At 61.3% G+C, this 21,682-nt stretch carries 19 protein-coding genes; 11 read left to right on the top strand and 8 right to left on the bottom strand.

From position 1 onward, the window contains the following. Nucleotides 1-49 precede the first annotated feature (49 nt). The 3 genes from GNZ13_RS10120 (at nt 50) to GNZ13_RS10110 (ending at nt 1,507) form a co-directional block, all read left to right on the top strand. Nucleotides 50-814 (top strand): TetR/AcrR family transcriptional regulator, encoded by a 765-nt coding sequence (locus GNZ13_RS10120; protein WP_172163031.1) that lies wholly within the window; start codon nt 50-52, stop codon nt 812-814. 64 nt (nt 815-878) lie between these two features. Next, nucleotides 879-1,115 carry a type II toxin-antitoxin system Phd/YefM family antitoxin gene (locus GNZ13_RS10115; protein ID WP_172163028.1) on the top strand — a complete coding sequence of 79 codons (237 nt, stop codon included), beginning with the start codon at nt 879-881 and terminating at the stop codon, nt 1,113-1,115. After that, on the top strand, nt 1,112-1,507 hold the full coding sequence (locus tag GNZ13_RS10110) for a type II toxin-antitoxin system VapC family toxin (RefSeq protein WP_172163025.1): 396 nt from the start codon (nt 1,112-1,114) through the stop codon (nt 1,505-1,507). The genes GNZ13_RS10115 and GNZ13_RS10110 overlap by 4 nt, the downstream gene beginning before the upstream one ends. A 53-nt stretch (nt 1,508-1,560) precedes the next feature. On the opposite strand, the gene boxA is transcribed toward GNZ13_RS10110, so the two are convergent. The 4 genes from boxA to GNZ13_RS10090 all read right to left on the bottom strand — a co-directional run bounded on the left by boxA (nt 1,561) and on the right by GNZ13_RS10090 (nt 7,194). Next, a complete protein-coding gene (gene boxA / locus GNZ13_RS10105) occupies nt 1,561-2,799 on the bottom strand; it encodes a benzoyl-CoA 2,3-epoxidase subunit BoxA (RefSeq protein WP_172163022.1) in 1,239 nt (412 codons plus the stop codon). Between the two features lie 65 nt (nt 2,800-2,864). Beyond that, on the bottom strand, nt 2,865-4,292 hold the full coding sequence (boxB, locus tag GNZ13_RS10100; protein ID WP_172163019.1) for a benzoyl-CoA 2,3-epoxidase subunit BoxB: 1,428 nt from the start codon (nt 4,290-4,292) through the stop codon (nt 2,865-2,867). A gap of 97 nt (nt 4,293-4,389) precedes the next feature. Beyond that, nucleotides 4,390-6,060: a 2,3-epoxybenzoyl-CoA dihydrolase gene (gene boxC, locus GNZ13_RS10095; RefSeq protein WP_172163016.1), complete on the bottom strand. Its 1,671-nt coding sequence runs from the start codon at nt 6,058-6,060 to the stop codon at nt 4,390-4,392. A 117-nt stretch (nt 6,061-6,177) separates the two neighbouring features. Continuing rightward, complete coding sequence (locus GNZ13_RS10090) at nt 6,178-7,194, bottom strand: helix-turn-helix transcriptional regulator (protein WP_172163013.1); 1,017 nt, start codon at nt 7,192-7,194, stop codon at nt 6,178-6,180. A 180-nt stretch (nt 7,195-7,374) separates the two neighbouring features. On the opposite strand from GNZ13_RS10090, the gene GNZ13_RS10085 reads away from it, so the two are divergent. The 4 genes from GNZ13_RS10085 to GNZ13_RS10070 all read left to right on the top strand — a co-directional run bounded on the left by GNZ13_RS10085 (nt 7,375) and on the right by GNZ13_RS10070 (nt 11,975). After that, the gene (locus tag GNZ13_RS10085; protein WP_172163010.1) at nt 7,375-7,854 is read left to right on the top strand and encodes a DUF4863 family protein; all 480 of its coding nucleotides are present in this window, start codon (nt 7,375-7,377) and stop codon (nt 7,852-7,854) included. Nucleotides 7,855-7,862: 8 nt separating this feature from the next. Further along, a complete protein-coding gene (locus GNZ13_RS10080) occupies nt 7,863-9,461 on the top strand; it encodes a 3,4-dehydroadipyl-CoA semialdehyde dehydrogenase (protein WP_172163007.1) in 1,599 nt (532 codons plus the stop codon). A gap of 73 nt (nt 9,462-9,534) precedes the next feature. Next, nucleotides 9,535-11,136, top strand: a complete 1,602-nt coding sequence (locus tag GNZ13_RS10075; RefSeq protein ID WP_172163004.1) for a benzoate-CoA ligase family protein — start codon at nt 9,535-9,537, stop codon at nt 11,134-11,136. An 8-nt stretch (nt 11,137-11,144) separates the two neighbouring features. After that, nucleotides 11,145-11,975 (top strand): alpha/beta fold hydrolase, encoded by an 831-nt coding sequence (locus GNZ13_RS10070; protein ID WP_172163001.1) that lies wholly within the window; start codon nt 11,145-11,147, stop codon nt 11,973-11,975. A gap of 147 nt (nt 11,976-12,122) precedes the next feature. On the opposite strand, the gene GNZ13_RS10065 is transcribed toward GNZ13_RS10070, so the two are convergent. The 3 genes from GNZ13_RS10065 to GNZ13_RS10055 all read right to left on the bottom strand — a co-directional run bounded on the left by GNZ13_RS10065 (nt 12,123) and on the right by GNZ13_RS10055 (nt 16,053). After that, complete coding sequence (locus tag GNZ13_RS10065; RefSeq protein WP_172162998.1) at nt 12,123-13,493, bottom strand: GntT/GntP/DsdX family permease; 1,371 nt, start codon at nt 13,491-13,493, stop codon at nt 12,123-12,125. A gap of 80 nt (nt 13,494-13,573) precedes the next feature. Further along, the gene (locus GNZ13_RS10060; protein WP_172162995.1) at nt 13,574-14,692 is read right to left on the bottom strand and encodes a porin; all 1,119 of its coding nucleotides are present in this window, start codon (nt 14,690-14,692) and stop codon (nt 13,574-13,576) included. 158 nt (nt 14,693-14,850) lie between these two features. Beyond that, on the bottom strand, nt 14,851-16,053 hold the full coding sequence (locus tag GNZ13_RS10055; RefSeq protein ID WP_172162992.1) for an aminotransferase class V-fold PLP-dependent enzyme: 1,203 nt from the start codon (nt 16,051-16,053) through the stop codon (nt 14,851-14,853). A gap of 118 nt (nt 16,054-16,171) precedes the next feature. On the opposite strand from GNZ13_RS10055, the gene GNZ13_RS10050 reads away from it, so the two are divergent. From GNZ13_RS10050 to GNZ13_RS10035, 4 genes are all read left to right on the top strand, one after another. Further along, nucleotides 16,172-17,047, top strand: coding sequence for an IclR family transcriptional regulator (locus GNZ13_RS10050; protein WP_172162989.1), 876 nt, complete (start codon nt 16,172-16,174; stop codon nt 17,045-17,047). Between the two features lie 113 nt (nt 17,048-17,160). Beyond that, nucleotides 17,161-17,622 (top strand): RidA family protein, encoded by a 462-nt coding sequence (locus tag GNZ13_RS10045; protein WP_172162986.1) that lies wholly within the window; start codon nt 17,161-17,163, stop codon nt 17,620-17,622. Between the two features lie 137 nt (nt 17,623-17,759). Continuing rightward, a complete protein-coding gene (locus GNZ13_RS10040; protein WP_172162983.1) occupies nt 17,760-18,086 on the top strand; it encodes a hypothetical protein in 327 nt (108 codons plus the stop codon). Between the two features lie 81 nt (nt 18,087-18,167). Then, complete coding sequence (locus tag GNZ13_RS10035) at nt 18,168-20,279, top strand: phosphocholine-specific phospholipase C (protein ID WP_172162980.1); 2,112 nt, start codon at nt 18,168-18,170, stop codon at nt 20,277-20,279. 97 nt (nt 20,280-20,376) lie between these two features. On the opposite strand, the gene GNZ13_RS10030 is transcribed toward GNZ13_RS10035, so the two are convergent. Beyond that, nucleotides 20,377-21,666 carry an MSMEG_0569 family flavin-dependent oxidoreductase gene (locus tag GNZ13_RS10030; protein ID WP_172162977.1) on the bottom strand — a complete coding sequence of 430 codons (1,290 nt, stop codon included), beginning with the start codon at nt 21,664-21,666 and terminating at the stop codon, nt 20,377-20,379. Nucleotides 21,667-21,682 lie beyond the last annotated feature (16 nt).

Below are 21,682 nucleotides of genomic sequence, written 5' to 3'. Positions count from 1 at the left end.
TTTTCGACGGCCTCGAATGCGCGTGTCCATCCGCGCTCAAACGACTAGAATGAAGCGCGACGCGGCACACATGCCGATGAAGGCCAACATGAGAGACAACAACGTGGCTGCCGACATCACGGAAAACGACGAGACACAGGACGAAACTCGCGCACCTTTGCGGCGGCGCAAGGCGCACATTCGCGAGTCGAATGAAGCGCATTTATTGGCGTGCGCCGAAGCGGTTTTCGCAGAACGTGGCCTCGACGGAACCAGTACGGCGATGATCGCGGAACGCGCAGGCTTACCGAAAGCTAACCTGCATTACTACTTCCCGACAAAACTCGCGTTGTACCGGCGTGTGCTGGAAGACCTGTTCGAAGACTGGCACCGCGCGGCGGATACGTTCGAATGCAGCGACGATCCGGTCGAGGCGATAGGCGGATACGTACGCGCGAAAATGGAGTTGTCACGCCGCAGGCCATTAGGCTCGAAGGTGTGGGCGAGCGAGATCATCCACGGCGCGGAGCATATGGAGGACATTCTCACGGGGCGCGTGAAGCCATGGCTGGACAGCCGGGTGAAGGTCATCGACGATTGGATCGCGCGCGGGCTGCTGGCGCCGGTGAATGCACAAACGCTGATGTACATGATCTGGGCGACTACGCAGCATTACGCCGACTTTGACGCGCAGATTCGCGCGCTTAAAGGCAAGCGCGCGCTGACGCAGAAAGCGTTTGAAGCGACGACGGAGGAAGTCGTGCAGTTGGTGATTCGGGCGTGTGGGGCGGTGTCGCCGGCGCAGGGGAAAGCGAAAGGATCAGCAGACCAATGACTGCATCTAAGTGGTCATTTTGGAGTACAATAATGACTATAGGCAACTGACTATAGGAGCTATTGTGCAAGGCAATCTGGTATCGAAGTCCGAATTCAAGGCCAAGGCGCTCGAATTGTTCCGGCAAGTGGAGGCGTCCGGCGAAAGCTTGATCGTCACTGACCATGGCAAGCCGGCGCTTGAAGTGCGGCCCTATCGCGGTGTAGAACGCAGTCCGCTCGACGTGCTACGCGGCTCGGTCGTGCGTTACGACAATCCCACCGCTCCCATCGGAGAAGACGACTGGGAGGCGACGCAGTGATCGTCCTGGACACCCATACTCTGGTCTGGTGGGTCACCGGCGATCCGACGTTAAGCAAGAAAGCAAAGACTGCCATCGCGCACGAAATGGCCGGCGGGGAAATCATCGTGTCGGCTATTTCCGCATGGGAAATAGCCATGCTGGTGGAGCGAGAAAGGCTCCTACTCTCGATGGATGTCAGCAGTTGGCTCGCTACTGTCTCGGCCATCGAAGCGGTACGCTTTGTACCTGTCGATGTAGAAATCGCAACGAAGTCCGTCGATCTTCCAGGTGAGTTCCATAAGGACCCCGCCGACAGGATGATCGTCGCGACCGCACGCAAGTTTGCCGTACCGCTAGTGACAAAGGACGAAAAGATTCGCGCGTATCCGCACGTTAAAACGGTCTGGTAAGAGCCGCACGGCCCGCAAACATGCGGGCCCACTCCCGGCCGGAAGCTAATCGATCAATACGTCTCCAGATGCAGCCGCCCTTCCCGCTTCAACTTCATCCATAACGCTTCCCAATCGAGCTGGTGCTGTTCGCCGATTTCCTTGAGCGCCTGCAGCACGCCGTCTTCCATACCCTTCAAGCCGCACACGTAGATATGCGTGTTGTCGTCCTTGAGCATGTGCGCGACGTCGCCCGCGCGCTCGCGCATCGCGTCCTGCACGTAGCGCTTGGCCTGCCCCGGCGTGCGCGAAAACGCCAGATTCGTGTCGATGAAATCCTTGGGCAGATTCGTCAGCGGCCCGAAGTACGGCAACTCTTCTTTCGTACGCGCGCCGAAGAACAACATCAGCTTGCCGGTCGCGCCTTTCAGACGACGCCGCCTGCGATACTCGGTCATCGCGCGCATCGGCGCTGAGCCGGTGCCCGTGCAAATCATCAGCAGATGCGAGTTCGGATGATTCGGCATCAGAAAGGTGCCGCCGAACGGGCCGATCACGCTCACTACGTCGCCCTTCTTCAGATCGCACAGATAATTCGAGCAGATCCCATCGAGCGCGTCGCCGTGCTGCTGGGAAACGCGCTTCACGGTGAGAGAGACGTTGTTATATCCGGGCCGTTCGCCGTCGCGCGGGCTCGCGATCGAATACTGCCGTGCGTGATGCGTGCGGCCGTCCGCGGTCGCTCCCGGCGGCAGGATGCCGATCGACTGGCCCTCCAGCACAGGAAAAGGCATCGAACCGAAATCGAGCACGATGTGATGGATGTCGCTATCGGTCGAGCCGTCGGTGAGCCGGTAGTTGCCGACCACCGTCGCGGTAGTTGGCGCCTTGTGCGTGTAGAGATTCACGTACGGTTTCGCAGCTGACCACGGTGGCACGACCGACCCGCGCACGATATCGACTTCAATACCGCTCGCGTCTGCCGGCGCATCGCCTGACGATCCTGCCGCGGCATCTTCCGGCGCCGGCACGGCCATCGTGTTCTGCTCGGGCAGCACGTCCCATTTGAACTGTTCGTCGATGGAATACGCATCGGCTTTCAGCACGGTGCGCCAGTTATCGATCGCGCCGGTCGGACACGGCGGCACGCATGCCATGCAGCCGTTGCAGACATCCGCCTTGACCACATAATTGTTCTCGTCGTGCGTGATCGCATCGACCGGGCAAGTCTCTTCGCAGGTATTGCAGCGAATGCAGATTTCCGGATCGATCAGATGCTGCCTGAGAACTTCGATCGATACTGGGCCGTTCATGACTTCCTCCACCCTATATTCGTGCGAATACGACGCCGCACGCCACACGTTTTTAATCGCCGTACTCAGTTAAAGCGCACGTATTCGAAATCGACCGGTTGACGGTTCACGCCCATTGCCGGCGGCGCAATCCAGTTCGCGAACTTGCCGGGCTCGGTGACGCGGCCCATCAACGAAGAGACATACGCGCGATCTTCCGGCGTGGCGAGCCACTTCGCTTCATTGGCGGCCCATTCGGTCTCGCTGATCACGCGGCCATCCGGCGACACACGGGTACCGGCAAACGTGCCGATCTGCCGGTTGAACGCTTTATGCGGTACCGTCATGCGGAAATCGATGCCGGCCTTTTCGAGCACCTTGTTCCAGCGGCCGACGCCTGCCACCGAATCTTTAATGTAGTCGTCGCGCAGCACTTCATTCATGGCGTTGAGCATCGGCACTTCGCGCTCGACCAGTTTGCCGTCCTGCACGTCGAGCAGCTTGTAGCTTTGTCCGTTCAATTGATGATCGTCGTCGCGCTTGTTCTCTTCATAGCGACCCTTCAGGCCCGAGCTATAGAACGTAGCCGCATTCGATGAATGATCGGCGCCGAACAGATCGATCGTCACCGAGTAATGGAAGTTCAGATAACGCTGGATGGTCGGCAGATCGATCACGCCGGCCGCGCGAATCTTCGCGACGTCGTCCGTGCCCAGTTCATTCATCACTTGCGCAGTGCGCTGAATCACACGCGACACGCCCGATTCGCCGACGAACATGTGATGCGCTTCTTCGGTCAGCATGAATTTCGTGGTGCGCGCAAGCGGATCGAAACCCGACTCGGCAAGTGCCGACAACTGGAACTTGCCGTCGCGGTCGGTAAAGTACGTGAACATGTAGAACGCGAGCCAGTCCGGCGTTTTCTCATTGAAGGCGCCGAGAATGCGCGGATTGTCTTCGTCGCCCGAACGGCGGCCGAGCAATGCTTCGGCTTCCTCGCGACCGTCGCGGCCAAAGTAGCGATGTAGCAGATACACCATCGCCCACAGGTGACGGCCTTCTTCCACGTTCACCTGAAACAGGTTGCGCATGTCGTACATCGACGGTGCGGTCAAACCCAGATGCCGTTGCTGCTCGACCGAAGCCGGTTCTGTATCGCCTTGCGTGACGATGATGCGGCGCAGATTCGCACGATGCTCGCCGGGCACGTCCTGCCACGCAGCCTCTCCCTTGTGCTCGCCGAAATGAATCTTGCGATCCTGCTCGCCGGGCGTGAGAAAAATGCCCCAGCGATAGTCCGGCATCTTCACGTGATCGAAATGCGCCCAACCGCCCGCGTCGACGCTCACCGCCGTGCGCAGATACACGTCATAGCCATGCGAGCCTTCCGGGCCCATATCGCCCCACCACGACAGAAAATTCGGCTGCCACTGTTCGAGTGCGCGTTGCAATGCGCGGTCGTCGGCGAGATTGACGTTGTTCGGAATCTTTTCGCTGTAGTTGATCGTTGACATGGTCGGTTCCTTGGTCGGAATACAGAGCTTGCGGATGAGAGGCGCGTATCAGGCAGGTGGCGCTGCGTTCAGTTACATTGCGTCGCGTCGAAAAGAATCAAACGCGCGAGACGTCGAATTGCGCCTTGCTGCCCTTGCCGTACACCTTGAGCGCGCCCTTCTCGCCCACTGCGTTCGGCCGGTTGAAGATCCAGTTCTGCCATACGGTGAGACGCCCGAAAATACGCGTCTCCATCGTTTCCGGGCCGTTGAAGCGCAGATTCGCTTCCAGACCGGTCAATGCATCCGGCGACATCGCCGCGCGTTCTTCGAGCGCGATGCGGATTTCGTCGGCCCAATCGATATCGTCGGGCGACGCAGTCACGAGGCCAAGACGCTCGGCTTCAACAGGCTTGATCGCCTGGCCGATCTTCGAACGCACCGCGTCGAGCGGTTCGACTTCTTCATAGAAGCGGCGAGCGAGGCGCGATTGATGCGTGACCATCGGATAGAGACCGAAGTTGACTTCCGACAGCGTAATCGCCGGTTCTTCGTCTTCGTTGCTCGGCAGTGCCGCCATATAGCTGCGGTCGGCCGCGAACGCGAGTTCCGCGAAAGTGCCTGCAAAGCACGAGCCCGGTTCGATCAGCGCGAACAGCGAACGCGACGACACGTCGATACGCGCCAGCGTGCGGCGCAACATGCCGATGGTCTCGCGCACGAACCAGTGGTCCTTGTGCTGCAACAGCGTAGCGTCGATGGCGAGCAGGTTACGGGCATCGCCTTCGGTCTTGAAGACCCAGGTGCCGATCTCGAGCTCGTTGGTGCGCATCGACAGGATCGCGTCGTCGAGTTCGCGGGCGAACTGCAGCGGCCACCAGCTCGTGCCGGCGGCAACGATCGCGTCGATATCGGTGGGTTCTCCGGCTTGTGGAGCTTTCGCGGTGAAGGTTGCGATGCGCTTCGCACGATCGATCGTAATGTCGAGCGTTTTATAAGTCAGGCCGTCTTCGCGGTCGGTGCGTCCGATCCGCGTGAGCACCACGCCTTGCGCGTCCGACGGACGATCGCTTTGTTCGGCGAGTTCGAGCGCGCGTGCCTGGATCGTTTGGTCGAACTGATTCGGCTTCACGACTTCATCCACGAGACGCCATGCTTTCGCCCGTTCACCGCGAATGCCTTCAACCACCGTACAGAAGATGTCCGCGCGATCGTGACGCACCTTGCGTTTATCGGTGACGCGCGTCAGGCCGCCCGTGCCCGGCAGCACGCCCAGCAGTGGCACCTCCGGCAGCGACACCGACGACGAGCGGTCATCCACCAGATAGATTTCGTCGCAAGCAAGCGCGAGTTCATAACCGCCACCGGCACACGCACCGTTCACGGCAGCGAGAAACTTCAGACCTGAATGACGCGACGAGTCTTCGAGACCGTTGCGCGTTTCGTTGGTGAACTTGCAGAAGTTGACCTTCCACGCATGCGTGGACAGACCCAGCATGAAGATGTTCGCGCCCGAGCAGAACACGCGGTCCTTCAGGCTCGTCAGCACCACCGTTTTGACTTCGGGATGCTCGAAGCGGATGCGCTGTATCGCGTCGTGCAGTTCGATATCGACGCCGAGGTCGTATGAATTCAGCTTCAGCTTGTAGCCGTCACGGATGCCGCCGTCCTCGGCGATGTCGATGCCGAGGGTCGCGACGGGACCGTTGAAACTCAGCTTCCAATGCTTGTACTGCGAGGGATCGGTGCGGTAGTCGACTGGCGCGATTGCGGTTTCTGCTGCGGACATGGGGCGTCTCCTGACTGGACGATGCAAAACTTGTTTTTTGAACAATAGTGCATCGTCAACCCCATGTAAAGCACTTTAATGCATGTTTTCTAGTAAACCCTGGAACCGCACTACATGTCAGCTCACCCGTGCGTCGTCCGGCGATTCGGCCGCGAGCCTTGCAGCAAGCCGGTCACGCAGCTGCAAGTAGGCGTCGGCCAAGGTTTTTTCGCTGGTATCGAAGATCATGTCGGCACGGCCGTACAGTTCGCCACGCCCCGCCAGGATGCGCTTGAGGTCATCCATCGCTTCTTTATTGCCGGACATCGGCCGCAGGTCGCCTTGCGCGACGACGCGGCGCATATGCTCTTCCGGCGTGGCTTGCAGCCATACGGTGAAGCAGTGCGACAGCAGCGCGTTAAAGGTGCCCGACTCCGACACCAGCCCGCCCGGCGACGCGATCACCGCACGCTCGTGTTCCTGAATCACCGCCTCGAGCGCCCGGTGTTCATAACGCCGGTACGCGCTTGCACCATAGAGGGAATGAATCTCCGACGGCGGGCAGCCGGCGAGTTGCTCGATCACGCGCGTGAGTTCGACGAACGGCACCTTGCGCTCCTGCGCCAGCATCCGCCCAAAGGTCGACTTGCCGGCCCCGCGCAAGCCGATCAGCGCGATCCGGTCCTTGCGATGCGGGTCGCGCGGCGCTTGCGCGAACATCTCGGCAAGCGCCACGCGGGCGCGCTGCAACGCCGCCTGGTCGCGCCCTTGCAGCAGTTCGCGGATCAGCAGCCATTCGGCGGAAGCGGTGGTTTCGTCACCGATCACTTCGGCCAGCGGGCAGTTCAGCGTCGCCGCGATCTGCCGCAGCACGAGCACCGACGCATTACCCACGCCGGATTCCAGATTCGCCAGATGACGCTCCGACAAGCCGGTTTCGGTCGCCAGCGTCTTGCGCGTCATGCCGCGGCGTGCGCGCAGCAGGCGCACGCGCTCACCCATTGCCGTCAGAAAAGGATCGCGCTCTTCGCGCTCGCCGCCGCGGTCCGTTCCGCGGTCAGCCCCGCTGTCGGCCCCGCGGTTGGCCCGACCCGCGCGGCTTGCCTCCTCATCGGCAGGATCGTCCAGCGGCGCTGAAGAGTAATTTGAATTCATGTTTAACTACCTCTTGACTGCGTTACATGTACTATAGTGCTTGACATGGTCATAGTGAACGGTTAATTTTCGCCAAATATTGATCCAATAACAAACGCTGTCGAGGTTTTTCGGCAGCGTCACGGAGACGGCGCAACAACACGCATGAATTAAGGTGCACGCGCTGATCTGGAGGCTTGCATGTCCCCACATGACTTCCAACGCCTGATTGCGGGCGTGACAGAGCAACTCGCCGGCCGGCCGCTCGACGGCACGCTGGCCGCGTGGCTCAACGACACTTATCCCGCGGATGGTGCGACCTTTCGCGATCTGGCGGATGCCTGCCGCATCGGCGTGACCGAAGGCTGGCTGTGCAACCGCGAAGGCGGCGGCATTCGCTATGGTCGGATCTTCAAGGCATTGCCGGATACCCACGGCTTTTCCGTCGACGTAGTCGATATGAAGGATATTGCCGGTCCGCATCACGTTCACCCGAACGGCGAAATCGATCTGATCATGCCGCTCACCGACGGCGCCACCTTCGACGGTCATCCGGCCGGCTGGTGTGTGTACGGCCCCGGCAGCGCGCATCGTCCGACCGTCGCGAATGGGCAGGCGCTGGTGCTGTATCTGCTGCCGCAAGGCGCGATCGAATTCACCCCTACCCCACCTTCCGCCTGAGACTCGCCATGACCGAACTATTGAAAAACTACGTTGCAGGCCAGTGGGTCGCGGGCGGCGGTGAAGGCGTGACGCTGACCGATCCGGTCACCGGTGAAGCGCTCGTGCGCGTGTCGAGCCAGGGCCTGGATCTCACCCAGACATTTGGCTTCGCTCGAGAAGAAGGCGGCACCGCTTTGCGTGCGCTGACCTATGCGCAACGCGCCGTCCGTCTTGCCGAGATCGTCAAACTGCTACAAGCGAGGCGCGACGACTACTATGCGATCGCGACCGCGAACTCGGGCACCACGCGCAATGATTCGGCGGTCGACATCGACGGTGGAATCTTCACGCTGTCGTACTACGCGAAACTCGGCGCGACGCTCGGCGACGTGCATGCGCTGCGCGACGGCAACGTCGCATCGTTGAGTAAAGACCAATCGTTCAGCGTGCAGCACGTACTCACACCGACACGCGGTGTCGCGCTCTTCATCAACGCGTTCAATTTCCCGTCGTGGGGCTTGTGGGAGAAAGCAGCGCCCGCCTTGCTATCCGGCGTGCCCGTCATCATCAAGCCCGCCACGGCGACGGCATGGCTCACGCAACGCATGGTTGCCGATGTGGTCGACTCAGGCATTCTGCCGCCCGGCGCGTTATCCGTCATCTGCGGCAGTTCTGCGGGTCTGCTCGATCAGATTCAGGCATTTGACGTGGTGTCGTTCACCGGCTCCGCGCAAACCGCCGCAACATTGCGCGCGCATCCGGCTTTCGTCGAACGCGGCGCGCGTCTGAATGTCGAAGCCGACAGTCTCAACAGCGCAATTCTCTGTGCCGATGCGACACCCGATACGCCCGCTTTTGAACTGTTCATCAAGGAGGTGGTGCGGGAAATGACCGTGAAGTCCGGTCAGAAATGCACGGCGATCCGGCGCGCATTCGTGCCGGAAGCATCGCTCGAAGCGGTGCTGGATGCACTCAAAGCCAAGCTCGCGAAAATAACCGTCGGCAATCCGCGCAACGAGGCCGTGCGGATGGGTTCGCTCGTGAACCGCGAGCAGTACGAGAACGTGCTGGCCGGCATCGCCGCGTTGCGCGAGGAAGCCGTGCTCGCGTACGACGGCTCGGCCGTACCGCTTATCGATGCGGACACAACGATTGCGGCTTGCGTTGCGCCGCATCTGTTCGTGAACAACGATCCCGATAGCGCAACGCTGCTGCACGACGTCGAAGTGTTTGGACCGGTGGCAACCGTGGCGCCGTATCGCGTCGCCGCTCCAGCAAACGGCACCCTTCCCGAAGCGCACGCAATCGCACTCGCGCGATGCGGCCAAGGCTCGCTCGTCGCGTCGATCTATTCGAACGACGACGCGCATCTCGGCAAGCTCGCACTGGAACTCGCCGATTCGCATGGACGTGTTCACGCGATCTCGCCTTCAGTCCAGCAGAGCCAAACCGGCCACGGCAACGTGATGCCGATGTCGCTGCATGGTGGACCAGGCCGCGCAGGTGGCGGAGAAGAACTCGGCGGCCTGCGTGCCCTGGGTTTCTATCACAGGCGCTCGGCCGTTCAGGCATCGAGCGCTGCAATCGACGCGTTGACGCAAACCACGCATTTGCCCGCAGCGTAGCGGCACGAGACAAGCATCGAGCGGATCATGAGCACATAACCGCCGGACCGCCCCCACCCGATGGAGGAGACATATGGAAGCCCTGCTGGAACCGGCTGCGAGTCAGCCCGCAGCGAAGGTCGAACCGCCGCCCGCGGTATTTAATTTCGCGGCCTACCTGTTTCGACTGAATGAATCGCGCGCGGCCAAGACCGCTTATATCGACGACACCGGCACCACCACTTACGGCGAACTCGAAGATCGGGCCCGGCGCTTCGCGAGCGCATTGCGCACACTCGGCGTTCATCCGGAAGAACGCGTGCTGCTGGTGATGCACGACACTGTGGAACTGCCGATTGCCTTTCTCGGTGCGCTCTATGCGGGCGTCGTGCCGGTCGTCGCGAACACGCTGCTCACCGCTGCCGACTACGTGTACATGCTGACGCACAGCCACGCGCGCGCGGTGATCGCCTCGGGCGCATTGCTACCGAATGTCACTCAGGCGATGGATACTGCCGAACACGACGGATGCCAGTTGATCGTCTCGCAGCCACTCGAAAGCGACGAAAGCGAGCCTTTAACCGCGCCGCGACTCAACGATCTGATCAACGTGGCCACACCGGCTATCAAAGCATGCACGACCGGTTGCGACGATATCGCGTTCTGGCTGTATTCGTCGGGTTCGACCGGCAAACCGAAAGGCACGGTCCACACACACGCGAATCTGTACTGGACTGCCGAGTTGTACGCGAAGCCGATTCTCGGCATCGTCGAAAGCGATGTGGTTTTCTCGGCGGCCAAATTGTTCTTTGCGTATGGTCTGGGTAATGGTCTGACGTTCCCACTTTCGGTGGGCGCCACGGCCGTATTGATGGCCGAGCGTCCCACCGCCGACGCCATTTTCACGCGCCTCGTGCGGCATCGCCCAACCATTTTCTACGGCGTGCCGACGCTCTACGCGGGCATGCTCGTCTCGCCCAACCTGCCACCACGCGCCGACGTCGCAATGCGCATATGCACGTCGGCGGGCGAAGCGCTGCCGCGCGAAATTGGCGAGCGCTTTACAGCGCACTTCGGCTGCGAGATTCTTGACGGTATCGGCTCGACCGAGATGCTGCATATCTTCCTGTCGAATCGCGCGGGCGAGGTCGAATACGGCACCACGGGGCGCCCCGTACGCGGCTATGAAGTCGAGCTGCGTGACGAAGCCGGTCATGCGGTGCCCGACGACGAAGTCGGTGATCTGTATATCAAAGGACCGAGCGCGGCGCTCATGTACTGGAGCAATCGCGAGAAATCGCGCGCGACGTTCCTCGGCGAGTGGATCCGCAGCGGAGACAAATATCGCCGTCTCACGAACGGCTGCTACGTGTATGCGGGCCGCAGCGACGACATGCTGAAAGTGAGCGGTCAGTACGTCTCGCCCGTCGAAGTGGAAATGGTCCTGGTGCAGCACGAAGCGGTGCTGGAAGCCGCGGTGGTTGGCATCGATCACGGCGGCCTCGTCAAGACCCGCGCGTTCGTGGTGTTGAAGCGTGAATTCGCGCCGTCTGAGATACTCGCGGATGAGCTGAAGGCTTTCGTCAAGGATCGGCTCGCGCCGCATAAGTATCCGCGCGACATCCTGTTCGTCGACGATTTGCCGAAAACCGCTACCGGCAAGATTCAACGCTTCAAACTGCGCGAACAGTCATAAGGTGAGCCATGCAGAACCCCGTAAACACGGCCTTTGTTAGCGACTTCGCGGAACTGCCCGCCACGACATCGCATGGGCAGTTGCGCATCGAATATCGTTGGCTGAATGAAGTGGCGGGCAATGCACCGATCGCCGTATTCCTGCATGAAGGACTCGGATCGATTGCGATGTGGCGCGATTGGCCACAAGCCTTGTGCGAACGTCTCGGCATGCGTGGCCTCGTCTATTCGCGGCCCGGTTATGGACTGTCCACACCGCGTGCGCACGACGTCAAATGGCCGGTCGATTTCATGACAGCACAAGCGCGCGATATCCTTCCCGCTCTGTTCGACGCACTCGATATCGGCATGCAGGAGCGCAAGCGCATGTGGGTTATCGGCCATAGCGACGGCGGCTCGATCACGCTGCTCTACGCAGCAATGCATCCAGATGAATTGGCCGGCGCGGTCGCAATCGCACCACATGTATTCGTCGAAGATATCTCGGTGGAAAGCATCGCGCAGACCAAGCAGCTCTATGAGACCACGGATCTGCGCAGCAAACTCAGCCGCTATCATGCCGACGTCGATTCCGCGTTCTATGGCTGGAACGATATCTGGTTAAATCCGGCGTTCAGGGAATGGCGCATCGTCGATGAACTGGCCACCATCAAGCAACCTCTGCTTGCACTGCAAGGCCACGACGACAACTACGGCACCATGGCTCAGATCGATGCTATCGGCGAGCACGTGCCGCATGCGCAATTGGTCAAACTCGACGCGTGTGGGCACTCGCCGCATCGCGATGCGCCGGATGCGTTGAACGAGGCGATTGCTGCGTTCATCTCTCGGCAGCGTTGAACGTCGTCAAGGCCACCCTCTCCCACTTACGCGCCCAGGTTATCGCGCCTTCCATAGCCGGCAGATCGCAGCAATAGTCGCGCGAATGGACGCGCAATGCAAAATCGCGGCGCGTCCTCAAGACACGCCGCGACAAAGCCTCCCCGCTCAAATCACGATCGAAAGCCCCAACGTCAACACCAGCGCCGTCACCGAAATAATCGTTTCGCAGACGGTCCACGTTTTGAAGGTTTGCGGCACGGTCATGCCGAAGTACTCCTTCACCAGCCAGAAGCCTCCGTCGTTCACGTGCGACAGGATCAGCGAACCCGCACCGGTGGCCAGCACCAGCAACTCGGGCCGCACACCACCCACCGTGCCCGCCGCCGCTGCAGCGATCGGCGCGATGATGCCGGCCGCCGTCGCCATCGCTACCGTCGCCGAACCGGTTGCCACGCGAATCAACGCCGCCACCAGCCACGCGAGAATCAACAGAGGCACATGCGCGCCCGTCGCGACATCGACGATCGCCTTCGACGCGCCGCTATCGATCAGAATGCGCCCGAAGCCCGCGCCCGCTCCCACCACCAGCGTGATACTCGCAGTCGGTGCAAGACACTCGTTGGTGAACTTGAGGATCTGCTCGCGGTTAAAGCCACGCGACTTGCCGAACGTGCAGAAGCTCAACAGCACGGCCAGCAACAAAGCCATGTCCGGATGGCCAATCAGGCGCAGCGCGTTATTCAGCGACGTTTTGGCCGGCACGATCACATCGGCCCAACTGCCGACCAGCATCAACAGCACCGGCAAGAGCACCGTCAGCAACGTGATGCCGAAGCCCGGCAATTCCTGATGCGAGCGCTGCGCATCCTGTTCAATGAATTGCTGCGCCATCGGATTGAAACCGTCGAGCACGACAAAGCGCGCGATCAGCTTGGAGAACAGCGGACCAGCAACGGCCGCAGTAGGAATGCCGACAATCAACGCGTAGAAAATCGTATGACCGATATCCGCGTTATACGCAGTGACTGCGAGCAACGCAGCCGGGTGTGGCGGAATCAGACCGTGCACGACAGACAAACCCGCCACCATCGGAATGCCGACACGAATCATCGACGTACCGGTCCGCTGAGCGACGTTGAACGCGATCGGAATCAGCAGCACGAAACCGACTTCAAAAAACACCGGCAAGCCGACGAGGAACGCGATGCACATCATCGCCCAATGCACGTTCTTCGGCCCGAACAGGTCGATCAGCGTACGCGCGATACGTTCCGCACCGCCCGACTCGGCCATCATCTTGCCGAGCATCGTACCGAGGCCGACCACGATGGCAATGTGGCCGAGCGTGCCGCCCACGCCGGTTTCGAACGACTTGAGAATCGACGTCGCCGGCATGCCGACGGCGAGCGCCAACGCCACCGACACCATCATCAACGTGATAAACGGATTCATCTTGAAGCGCGCGATCAACACGACCAGCGCGATGATGGCGATCAATGCATAGACGAGTAACAGACTTCCTTGAACGGTCGCCATAGGTGCTCCTGAAGGGAAAGATCCGCGCCGCGGTTTCCGTTGAGCGGAATGTTGTATGAGCAGCGGCGCGGGCGGCGTACTTAGAACTTGTGGCGGATGCCGGCGACGGTCACGAACTGGCCGTTGTTGCTCGACGGATTCGAAATGCCTTCGACCCATGCGTGCGAACCGGATGCATGCTGGTAGATACCGTTCAGGTAGAGGTCGGTGGTCTTCGACAGGAAGTACTCGCCGCCCAGGCTCAACTGGTTGTAGTGAGCACTGGTGGCCGTGGTGCCGCTGGTGTTCTGCGTCGTGTAGATGTAGCCGAGCGCGAGCAGCGTAGCCGGCGTAAGTTGATACTTCACGCTGGCTTCATAGTTGGCAAAGCGCAGGCTGCCGCCGCTGAACAACTGGAATTGCGAGTTCGTGTACAGCAGCAGGACGGTTGCCGGGCCGAACACGTACGAACCGCCTGCGCCCCACACCTGGTTGCGCTTCACGCCGCTGATGATCGACGAGCTGGTGCTGTAGTAGTTGTCAGACGGCGCCGCGCCAGTGGTGTTGGTAGCCGGCTGATTGACCAGCGAATAGGCCGCGTCAAGGTGCAGCGGACCGTTCACGTAATCCGCGCCGACGCTCCATGCGCGATTGTTGGCGAACGCGCCCGCGGTGTTCGAGAACGCGTACATCGCATTTGCGGTGAGCCCTGCATACGTCGGCGTGGTGTACTTGACCGCGTTGTCGGTGCGGTACGTGTTGTTGATATCGTCGTTGTCGTAGATCGCGTTGCCGTACTGGCTCATTGCGCCGACGCCATTGATCTGCATGTTCGACAGATAGTCCTGCACGCTGTTGTACTGACGGCCGAGCGTGATCGTGCCCGCCTTGTTGTTTGAAAGCGCAACCCATGCGCTGCGGCCGAACATGCGGCCGCCCTGACCGGATGCACCACTCTCCAGGCTGAAGCCGTTTTCGAGCTTGAACAGGACCTTGTTGCCGCCGCCCAGATCTTCGCTGCCGAGCAGGCCCCAGCGCGAACCCTGCACATTGCCTTGCGTCGCCTGATACGCCTTCTCACCCTTCTGGTTATTGGTGAAGGTAAAGCCGGCATCGGCGATGCCGTATAGCGTCACGCTGCTTTGCGCGTGGGCGGCCTGCGCGGCGAGTCCGGCGGCCGCGAACGCGATGGCCGTACGAAGAATCTGCTTGTGCTTCATGGTTTCCTCAAGTCGAAAGAGAGACAAACGCCGGTTACACGGTTATGTTCCGGCGATATAAGTAGTACTAAGCGGGCAAGTCAAAGCGGCACCGGAACGGAGTCCGGTGCTAGGGTCAAACAACGGTCATCGATGAATCGATATGAACCGGGAGAGAATCAATCAGGCCAATTCCGGCGCGCGGCAATGCGGCGCGCGTCGCGCTGGTAGAACGGCGTTACGACGGGTTCGGGCGACTGTCGCGCGCGCTCGAGTTCGGCCGTGAGCCGTGCCAGTACGATCTGTTCTTCGCCCGGATGCAGATTGCACGGGTCGAGGAAAAAGAAATGCAGTTCCGCTTCATGATCGCGCACGATCACCGGCGCTTCGCCTTCGGGCGGCCGCGCGAGCGCATCGGCGAGATCCCACGCAGTGATGCGAGCCTGCCTGGGATCGATATGCAGTTTCAGACGGTCAAGCGGATTGCCGGTCGGGTCGGCGTCGATCTCCGCCCATACGCCGTCGCAACGATTCAAGGTTTCGCGCCACAGCGTGAGGTGGCCGCGTTCACGGGCGCGAACCGCGACATGGTCGCGCTGCTGCCATTGTTCGAACGCGGCGATCGCGCCAACAATGCCTTCCTTGCCGACTTTCATGCCGCGGCCAATGCCGCCATTCTGGAAATACGCGGCACGTACCAGCGCTTTCTTACCCGCGACAATGCCGGCGGTCAGCCCGCCGAGAAATTTGTGCGCCGAGTAGAGCACGAGATCGGCGCCGGCTGCGATAAAGCGTTTGAGGTCATATTCGGAAGCCGCATCGACGATCACCGGCACGCCCTTCGCATGCGCGACCGCAATGAATTCTTCGAGCGGGATCATGCCGAATTGCACCGTATGATGCGAAACCACGTAAAGCGCCGCGGCGGTGCGTTCGGTGATGGCAGTATTCAGTTGGTAGCCGTGCGCTTCGGTCGCCGCGCCCACGGGCACGACGCGCGCACCGGACAACCGGATCGCCTGGTCCACCGGGGCGCCATAATTGACGAGGTGGCCGGTTTGAATCACGACTTCGTTGCGCTGCATGGCGCTCGTGTCGGGTAGCCGTTCGATCAGGCCGTGGTCGTCGCCCGTCATGGTGGCGGCGATGGAAAGCGTGATCGCCGCCGAGCACGACGCGGTGATATACCCGGTTTCGCTGCCGCACGCTTGGGCAATCGCCGCCGAAGCGCGGCGTTGCAGATCGTCGATCTCGACGAATTGCGGCAGCACTTGCGCCACCGCGTCGATCACCGGTGCGCTAACACTGGACGCGCCCAGACTCGTCATCGTGCCCGAAGCATTGATGACAGGGCGTAAGCCAAAGCGAGAGCGAATGTCCATGAAGCGCCTCCAACCTCGTATTTCTTAATTATGGAATATATGTTGTAATTGCGGATCAGTCTAGCATACAATCACCCTGCGTCAACTGGACAAAAACATCCCACGTCAGAGGAGCACGATGGCTCGCACGTCCCGACCTTCCGCGTCCGAAGCAGTACCCGCCGCGGCATCTGCCGGCGCCGAAACCCAGGCAAAAAGTCGGGAGGAAGGCGCCGCGCCACGCACACGCACCAGCGCGATCGATCGCGCTGTGCAGATTCTCGACGCGCTCCAGCAAGCGAACCGTCCCGCCACCGCGTATGAAGTCGCGCGCATGGTCGGCGCGCCGCTGTCCACCGTGTATTCGATCATCAACGATCTGGTCGAAAAGAACCTGTTGGCGCGGCGTATGGATGGCACGATCTGGCTCGGCTCGCGTCTGTATGGATACGGTTTGACGTACGCGAGCTCGCTCGACTACCTCGCGGTCGCTCATGAAGAAATGCAGCGGCTCTCGGCGGAAGTCGAAGAGACCGTGCAGGTCTGCGGACTCGAAGACGGCATGATGGTCGTGCAGCAAATGGCTGAAGGCCCCGGGCACTTTCGTGTGACCTCGCGAGTCGGCAGCCGCGTGCCGCTCAACTGGACCGCGTCCGGCCGTTTGCTCGTCGGGCACCTGCCGGATGCCGAACGGGTCGCGTTCTTCGCGCAGCACGCGCAAAGCTCGCCGACCGGTCGCGCGGAAACTCGGCCGCAAGTGCTCGCGCAGATCGCCCGCGAAGCGTTGGAGGCGCGGCTGTCGATTCAGATCGGCGAATCGGATGCGTCCGTGGCGTGCCTCGCGGCGCCCGTGCTCGATAACACCGGCGCGTGCGTCTTCACGATTTCGATCGTGATGCCCGAGGCGAAAGCCGTGCTCGGCACCGAGCGTTTCGCCCAAGCCGTACAGGCGGTGGCCGCCCGTATCGAAGCGCGCCTCGGCTGGCGGCATCGCGACCAGGAGCCGGCGGCGTGACGCCGCCTTAAGTCCAAAGCCCAGAGCACATTGTCCGAAGCACGAAACCTGAAGTCCCCCCGGCGCGCGCAACGCTGACTCCTTAAAGACCGCTCACCATCACTTCCCCATCGATGAACTGCTACGACCGGCTGCACACGCGCGGCCTCAAGCTCCCGAAAGTGCCGACGCCGATCGGCAATTTCATGCACTGCACACGCGAGGGGAATCTGCTGTTTCTGTCCGGCCAGGGTCCGCTCGACGAAACCGGCTCGCTGATGACCGGCAAGGTCGGCGCCACCGTCAGCGCGGACGAAGCGTACTGGCACGCGCAAATGGTCGGCCTGAATCTGCTCGCCGTACTGCATAACGAACTGGGCGATTTGCGGCGCGTGAAGCGCGTCGTCAAGCTGCTGGGTATGGTCAACGCGGCGCCGGATTTTACTGAGCACCCGCGCGTGATCAACGGCTGCTCGGATCTGTTGGTCGATGTATTCGGCGATGCCGGTCGGCATTCGCGCTCGGCGGTCGGTGTGGGTTCCCTGCCGGGCAATATTACCGTCGAGATCGAGGCCATCGTCGCGATCCAGGATTGACGGCCGCCCAATTCTCAACAAATACCCAAATTTCCACATCTTCACAAAAGTTACACAGGTAAGCGACTATTCTTGCGCATCGCTCACCTGGGCACATGGATGCCCTGGCGCATCTTCCCCGTGCCGGAGACATTGCCATGTCTGTTGTGTCGAAGCCGTCCATTGCCTTCTATCGCAAACGTTTGGCGAGCGCACTGGCCGCCGTGTCGCTCTGCATGCTGCTCGGCGCTTGCGGCAACGACGATGACAAAACCCCCGACACGCGCGCGGTTAGTTCTACCGCAAGTGCCGCCGGCGACAGCAACACCGCCGCGGTTCTGTCGGCGAATCCGTCCTCCGTTGCACCCGCGCCCGCCGCAGTCACGATTCAAACCCCTGCACTACCTGCATCAAGCGCCGACCCGGCATTGTCTGCCGCCGCGTCGACGCCGCTCGCCACACCTGTCATTCACACCGTCGACTGAGTTTCGCGCGTCACGCTTCGCGCGGGCGAGGCTCGCGTGTTGCGTGCATCGTTCCTTCACCGAAGATCGAAAGCCAATACCATGACCTCAAAAAATCGCCGTGATTTTCTACGCTCCGCCGCGCATGCAGCCGGTTCCGCCACCGCGTTGAGCATGCTGCCGCTGGGCATTCGCAACGCACTCGCCATTCCCGCCAACAACAAGACCGGCACGATCCGCGACGTCGAACACATCGTCGTGCTGATGCAGGAAAACCGCTCGTTCGACCACTACTTCGGCACGCTCAAGGGCGTACGCGGTTTCGGCGACACGCGCGCGATCAACCTGCCCAACGGCAAGCCGGTCTGGTACCAGCCGCTCGCCGCGGATGTCGGCTATGTGTTGCCGTTCCGCCCCACCGCGCCGAACCTCGGCCTGCAATTCCTGCAAGACCTCGCGCATGACTGGACCAGCACGCACGCGGCATGGAACGGCGGCCGCTACGATCAATGGGTGCCGTCCAAGGGCACCACGACGATGGCCTACCTCACGCGCGACGACATTCCGTTTCACTATCAACTCGCCGACGCCTTCACGATCTGCGACGCGTACCACTGCTCGCTGATGGGCCCGACCGACCCGAACCGTTACTACATGTGGAGCGGCTGGGTCGGCAACGACGGCAACGGCGGCGGCCCGGTGATCGACAACTCGGAGCTCGGCTACGGCTGGTCCACCTATCCGGAAGTGCTGCAGAACGCCGGCATCACCTGGAAGATCTATCAGGACATCGGTACAGGACTCAACGCAAGCGGCTCGTGGGGCTGGACGCAGAACGCGTACATCGGCAACTACGGCGACAACTCGCTGCTCTACTTCAACCAGTACCGCAACGCGCAGCCGGGCAACCCGCTGTACGACAACGCCCGCACGGGCACGAACGCGGCCAACGGCGACGGCTACTTCGACATCCTCAAGCGCGACGTGCAGAACAATGCCCTGCCGCAGGTCTCGTGGATCGTCGCGCCGGAAGCGTATTCCGAGCACCCGAACTGGCCGTCGAACTACGGTGCGTGGTACATCGATCAGGTCTTGCAGATTCTCACGTCCAATCCCGAGGTGTGGAGCAAGACCGTGCTGCTGATCAATTACGACGAGAACGATGGCTTCTTCGATCACATGGCGCCGCCGTTCGCGCCGGCGTCGAGCGCAAACGGTTTGTCGACCGTCGACACCAGCAATGAAAACTATCCGGGCAATGGCAAAACGCCGGCGGGTCCGTACGGACTCGGCCCGCGGGTGCCGATGCTGGTGGTTTCGCCGTGGTCGAAAGGCGGCTATGTGTGCTCGGAACTGTTCGACCATACGTCAGTGATCCGCTTTATCGAAAAGCGCTTCGGCCAGCAGCACAATCTCGGCGAATCGAACATTACGCCGTGGCGCCGCGCGGTGTGCGGCGATCTGATGTCGGCGTTCAACTTCAGCACCCCGAACGACGCATTCCCGACGCTGCCAAGCACGAGCGGCTACGTGCCGCCCGATCAGAATCGGCATCCGGACTATGTGCCGCTGCCGCCGCTCCTGCAGGCCGTACCGAAGCAGGAACCCGGCGCACGCCCGGCTCGCGCGCTGCCGTACGAACTGTTCGTGCGCGTCCACGGTGAAGGCTCGGCGAACAAGCTGACGATGCGTTTCGTCAATTCGGGCCGCACGGGCGCCGTGTTTCTCGTCTATGCCGCGAATGGTCTCGCTGCGCCGCTTACGTATACGGTTGAAGCCGGCAAGCGGCTGCAGGATCAGTTGCCGTTGAATGTCGACGGCACCTACGATTACACGGTCTACGGCCCGAACGGTTTCCTGCGCCGCTTCGCGGGCAAGCCGGTCGCGAGAAGCTGGTGGAACGGCTCCGACATCGCGCGGCCGGAAGTCGCCGAAGGCTATGACGTCGCCAACGGCAACCTGCAATTGCGGCTGGAAAACGTGGGCAGCGCGCACTGCCAGTTCACTATCGTCAATGCCTATGACGCGAACAACGTGGTCAAGCATTCGGTGCGCGGCGGGGATACCGAACAGCTGTATCTCGATCTGCGCAACGCCTATGGCTGGTACGACCTGGCGATTACCGTCGACACGGACCCGTCGTTCGCGCGACGCTTCGCCGGACACGTGGAAACCGGCAAGAGCAGCATGAGCGATCCGGCACTGGGGAGCTGAGTTTCAATTCAGTCCGTACCAAAAGAAGCGGCCGCTGCGATAAAAAAGCAGCGGCCGTTTTTTCATGCATTCGCGTCAAGGCGCATAAGCCATAGGCTCAAGCTGCCACAGCCGCCCTCACCGACGCACGCTCGTGCACCTTCTCACGAATCGCCTGCACGACAAACTCCGCATCTCGCGCGACGCCTGAGAAGCGTCCCGAACCCCATGTATGCAGCCACGGCAGGCCGACAAAATACAAACCGTCGATGGGTGTGATGCCGCGGGTATGTGCCGGATAACCACGCCCATTGAAAACCGGCGCGTCGAGCCAGCTAAAGTCCGGCGTGAAGCCGATGCACCAGACAATTGCAGAAATGCCGCTAGTGTGAAGATCGAGCGTCGTACGTTCATCGGCCGGCCGCCAGACGGGTTCGTAGACCTCACCCGCTGGCGCGTCGATGCCATGCTTGTCAATGAAGCGGTCGATGCTCGCGTTGATCCGGTTATACGTATCGTCCGCGGCGTCGAGATTGGCGGCAAGTGTCGGCTCAAAATGGAATTGTCCGTCGCGCAGATCGTCGAGCCTACCGTACAGCTCCATGCCTTCGGCGGCGAACTTGCGCAGGTCGATGTCGCGGCCGCCATCGCGCCCGGTCACATAGTGATTGGTGTTGTCGCGCACGCCTTCGCGCAACGGATGCTTTTCGACCGGCATGTCGTAGTACTGCATGTCGGCGAGCCAATCGACCACGTCGCGCCCCCGGTAGAAACGCGCACAGCGTGGCGCCTCGCCGACCGCGAGGACCACCCTGCGCCCGGCCAGATGCAAGTCCTCCGCGATCTGAGCGCCTGATTGCCCCGTGCCGACCACCATGATCGCGCCTTCGGGCAAGGCCTGGGGATTCCGATACGCCGACGATTGCAATTGCACGATGCTTGCGGGCAAACGCTCGGCAAGACGCGGCACGATCGGCGTGTGATACCCCCCAGAGGCGACCACCACCTGATCCGCGGTCAAATCGCCTTGCGTGGTCGCAATCGTATAGACGCCATCGTCGCGCTGCTTCACGCGTTTGACTTCCGTATGCTCGATCACCGGCGCATCGACATGCGCGATGAAACCGTCGAGATAATCGATGATCTCGCCCTTCCTCATGAACCCGTGCGGGTCGTCGCCAAGGTACGGGTAGCCGGGCAATGCGCACTGCCAGTTCGGCGTCACGAGGCAGAACGCGTCCCAGCGTTGCTGGCGCCACGTATGCGTCACCGTGTTCTTTTCCACAACCAGATGGTCGATGCCCGCCTGCTTTAGGTAATAGCTGACCGACAGACCCGCCTGCCCGCCGCCGACGACGAGCACACTGTAATGCCCGTCAGCACGTGCGTGATGTGCTGGATTCGACATGATGCTTCCTCTGCAA

This window comes from Paraburkholderia elongata (assembly GCF_013177735.1).
Taxonomy (GTDB): domain Bacteria; phylum Pseudomonadota; class Gammaproteobacteria; order Burkholderiales; family Burkholderiaceae; genus Paraburkholderia; species Paraburkholderia elongata.
Note: the sequence above shows the minus strand (reverse complement) of the source record. Positions and strands in the feature narration are given on the sequence as shown.

Excerpts from the sequence above, each read along its gene's own strand:
- GNZ13_RS10120 (WP_172163031.1), top strand. The coding sequence starts at position 50 with ATGAAGCGCGACGCGGCACACATGCCGATGAAGGCCAACATGAGAGAC.
- boxA (WP_172163022.1), bottom strand. The coding sequence starts at position 2,799 with ATGAACGGCCCAGTATCGATCGAAGTTCTCAGGCAGCATCTGATCGAT.
- boxB (WP_172163019.1), bottom strand. The coding sequence starts at position 4,292 with ATGTCAACGATCAACTACAGCGAAAAGATTCCGAACAACGTCAATCTC.
- boxC (WP_172163016.1), bottom strand. The coding sequence starts at position 6,060 with ATGTCCGCAGCAGAAACCGCAATCGCGCCAGTCGACTACCGCACCGAT.
- GNZ13_RS10090 (WP_172163013.1), bottom strand. The coding sequence starts at position 7,194 with ATGAATTCAAATTACTCTTCAGCGCCGCTGGACGATCCTGCCGATGAG.
- GNZ13_RS10085 (WP_172163010.1), top strand. The coding sequence starts at position 7,375 with ATGTCCCCACATGACTTCCAACGCCTGATTGCGGGCGTGACAGAGCAA.
- GNZ13_RS10080 (WP_172163007.1), top strand. The coding sequence starts at position 7,863 with ATGACCGAACTATTGAAAAACTACGTTGCAGGCCAGTGGGTCGCGGGC.
- GNZ13_RS10075 (WP_172163004.1), top strand. The coding sequence starts at position 9,535 with ATGGAAGCCCTGCTGGAACCGGCTGCGAGTCAGCCCGCAGCGAAGGTC.
- GNZ13_RS10070 (WP_172163001.1), top strand. The coding sequence starts at position 11,145 with ATGCAGAACCCCGTAAACACGGCCTTTGTTAGCGACTTCGCGGAACTG.
- GNZ13_RS10065 (WP_172162998.1), bottom strand. The coding sequence starts at position 13,493 with ATGGCGACCGTTCAAGGAAGTCTGTTACTCGTCTATGCATTGATCGCC.
- GNZ13_RS10060 (WP_172162995.1), bottom strand. The coding sequence starts at position 14,692 with ATGAAGCACAAGCAGATTCTTCGTACGGCCATCGCGTTCGCGGCCGCC.
- GNZ13_RS10055 (WP_172162992.1), bottom strand. The coding sequence starts at position 16,053 with ATGGACATTCGCTCTCGCTTTGGCTTACGCCCTGTCATCAATGCTTCG.
- GNZ13_RS10050 (WP_172162989.1), top strand. The coding sequence starts at position 16,172 with ATGGCTCGCACGTCCCGACCTTCCGCGTCCGAAGCAGTACCCGCCGCG.
- GNZ13_RS10045 (WP_172162986.1), top strand. The coding sequence starts at position 17,161 with ATGAACTGCTACGACCGGCTGCACACGCGCGGCCTCAAGCTCCCGAAA.
- GNZ13_RS10040 (WP_172162983.1), top strand. The coding sequence starts at position 17,760 with ATGTCTGTTGTGTCGAAGCCGTCCATTGCCTTCTATCGCAAACGTTTG.
- GNZ13_RS10035 (WP_172162980.1), top strand. The coding sequence starts at position 18,168 with ATGACCTCAAAAAATCGCCGTGATTTTCTACGCTCCGCCGCGCATGCA.
- GNZ13_RS10030 (WP_172162977.1), bottom strand. The coding sequence starts at position 21,666 with ATGTCGAATCCAGCACATCACGCACGTGCTGACGGGCATTACAGTGTG.